This is a genomic window from Paracoccus sp. DMF (assembly GCF_004407025.1).
Taxonomy (GTDB): Bacteria; Pseudomonadota; Alphaproteobacteria; order Rhodobacterales; family Rhodobacteraceae; genus Paracoccus; species Paracoccus aminovorans_B.
This window is the reverse complement of record NZ_SOKV02000109.1, coordinates 1-2374: the sequence shown is the minus strand read 5'-3', so window position 1 is coordinate 2374 and position 2374 is coordinate 1. Positions and strand designations below refer to the sequence as shown.

The window sequence follows — 2374 nt, the reverse complement described above, 5'->3', positions numbered from 1 at the left end:
ACGCTGGCCCTCGATCTTCTGCGCGGGGGCCAGAGAGGACACGATCCAGCTGTCGACGACCGAACCGATGGTCGAGCCGATGAAACCGCCGATGGCAGCGCCAGAGAAGCCGAGGATCGCGCCGCCAAAGGCCCCGCCGATGGCGGAACCGACGGCGCCGAGGACAAGCGTGGCCATGGGGAAATCTCAGCGTGCGGGGAACAGGAAGGCGAAGACGATCTTGCGCGCCCAAGTCGGTGTCAGCGGTTCCTCGATCACGCCGAGGCGTTCGTAGGCGTGAAGGAAGGTGTCGGGCCCGGTGAGGATGCCCACATGCTTGGCGATGGCGCGGGGCACCATCCGGAACAGGATCAACGCACCGGGTGGGGCGTCGGCCGGTGCGATTTCCGGCATCATCGCCCGCGCTCCATCCGCCAGAAACTCGCGCGGGCCGGTCTCGCCCCAATCGCGGCTGTAGGGCGGGATCGGGAACGGCTCCGGCCCGACCACGTCGCGCCAGACACCGCGCGCAAGGCCGAGACAATCGCAGCCGACCCCGCGCAAGCTGGCCTGGTCGTGGTAGGGCGTGCCGAGCCATGATCGCGCGGCGGCAATGACATGGGCTGGATCGGACGTCAGGGCTGTCGCGGTCACAGCACCGCTCCCTCGTGGCCGCCGTCCTTGGTGGCGTATCTCAGGACTGCGTCTTGCCCTGGGATGTGCGGGAAGCCCCGGAAGTTCGCGAAATTGGCGAACTTCGTCTCGCATGTGGCGATCCGCTTGTCGCAGCCCGCTCGGATGATGAACGCATCCGTCGCCGTGATTGGACGCACCGGCGCTTCCAGAAGTGTCAGGATGGCAATGCCGTCGACGAGGTCGTGCGACAGCACCTCGACCCGCCGCCCGGCATTGGCGCCGGTCGACCATTCGACAAGCCCGAAGGCGAACCAGCCCGCCGAGAAACTGGCGAGGTCCGAAGCCGTGAAGGCCCGGTCGCGGAGGACATCGATCACCGCGCCGGTGCCCTTGAACGCCGAGGCCTCGAGGTCCACGCCGCAGCGCACATCGCCCAGTGCGGCGTCGCAACTGCCTTGAAACGTCCGTCCGACCGTCTGACCGAGGACATGGGCCAGCGACCGCACCTCCGCCACGAAAGCCAGCCGCCCGCGCCGGATTTGGCCGATGGCCCCGCGCCGTAGAAGCACGCGCTGCGCGGGGTTTGCCCAGTTCACCCGCCAGACCTCGACCGCCGCATTGTCCCAGCGACCGTCGAGGATGTCGGTCTCGGTGATCCGGTCCGACGACAGCACGCCTTGCGCGTCCTGCGCATCGACGGACAAATCGGACCCCGACCGGACCTCCGACGCCGTCAGCCCGCTTTCCGGTTCGAACTCGGTGCCGTCGAACGACAGGGTCCGGTCATGGTCCGTGAAGCCGAAGGTTACGCCATCGGCCCGGGTAATGCGCCAGCACCAGGCGAGCGTCGTGGTGCCGTCGTCGAGATGGGCCTGCAGGGCGGGAGGGAGGGATTTCACTTCCGCCCCCAGCCGCGCAGGAGAGCCACGGACGCGAGGAGCGAAGACACGACACCTCCGGTCGCGCCGGTCAGGGCGTAGAGATTGAAGGGGCGAATATCGAGCGTTCCGGTGGCGAGGTCAAAATCCGCCAACCCCGCCACGGTGAGGCCGGAGGCGACAAGGCAGGCCAGATAGACGAGGCCACGTGCGAGGGTCCAGTTCATGGTCATGCTCCGATCAGGGTCTTGAGGAAGGTGAAAATGCGGGTGGTCAGGTTCGGCGCCGCCTGCACGGGCGCGGGGTCGGCAGGGGCCGTGGAAGGGGCGGGTGACATGGGGATCGACTGTGGATTGAGGGGCGGGCGCAGCAGTGCCAGCGCCTCAGTCTCGCTGAGCCGCCGGATCGGCCGAGAGAAGTCGACCCGGCCATTGCGGTCGACGGCCCAGACCGGGATGGTGCCGGTTGGGTAGCGGCCCTCGTCGAAGAGATCGCGCTCGGTCTCGCGCCGGGACCGGATGGCGGCGGGCTTGAGCCAGCCCATGAATGCCGCCGCCGCCGCTGCCCGGTTGCCTGCATTCAGGTGGCGCGTCAGGGCGGCCTTGGAGATGCCGCCGGTGTTGTAATGGAAGGAGACCAGTGCATCGAACTCGTGCGGCGCGAGCGGCACCTTCACGGCGCGCAGAACCTCGGCCTCGTAGGTGGCGAGGTCGGCGCGGAACACCCGGAACGCCTCACGAATCCCCGCCTCCAGATCGGCGGGCATCCCACGCGGCATCCTTGCCGGATCGGGTGGACCGGCGGCGGCGGTATGGCCGATGCCGAAGGTCCAGATGTCCTTCACATCCAGATAGGGTCCGGGCACGACGCCTTCGTGCCGG

The 2374-nt window shown here is 68.3% G+C and carries 4 protein-coding genes; all 4 read right to left on the bottom strand.

The annotated features are described in order from the left end of the window. Positions 1–186 precede the first annotated feature (186 nt). On the bottom strand, positions 187–633 hold the full coding sequence (locus E3D03_RS20440) for an NlpC/P60 family protein (RefSeq protein WP_263568475.1): 447 nt from the start codon (positions 631–633) through the stop codon (positions 187–189). After that, a complete protein-coding gene (locus E3D03_RS20435; protein WP_263568474.1) occupies positions 630–1514 on the bottom strand; it encodes a DUF2163 domain-containing protein in 885 nt (294 codons plus the stop codon). Before E3D03_RS20435 ends, E3D03_RS20440 begins: the two co-directional genes overlap by 4 nt. Further along, the gene (locus E3D03_RS20430; RefSeq protein WP_263568473.1) at positions 1511–1726 is read right to left on the bottom strand and encodes a hypothetical protein; all 216 of its coding nucleotides are present in this window, start codon (positions 1724–1726) and stop codon (positions 1511–1513) included. The genes E3D03_RS20435 and E3D03_RS20430 overlap by 4 nt, the downstream gene beginning before the upstream one ends. Continuing rightward, a partial coding sequence (locus tag E3D03_RS20425) for a lysozyme (protein ID WP_263568472.1) occupies positions 1723–2374 on the bottom strand: 652 nt, incomplete at its 5' end. The genes E3D03_RS20430 and E3D03_RS20425, both read right to left, overlap by 4 nt.

What these genes read in the sequence shown, in the direction of transcription:
- E3D03_RS20430 (WP_263568473.1), bottom strand. Translation starts at nt 1,726, where the DNA reads ATGACCATGAACTGGACCCTCGCACGTGGCCTCGTCTATCTGGCCTGC.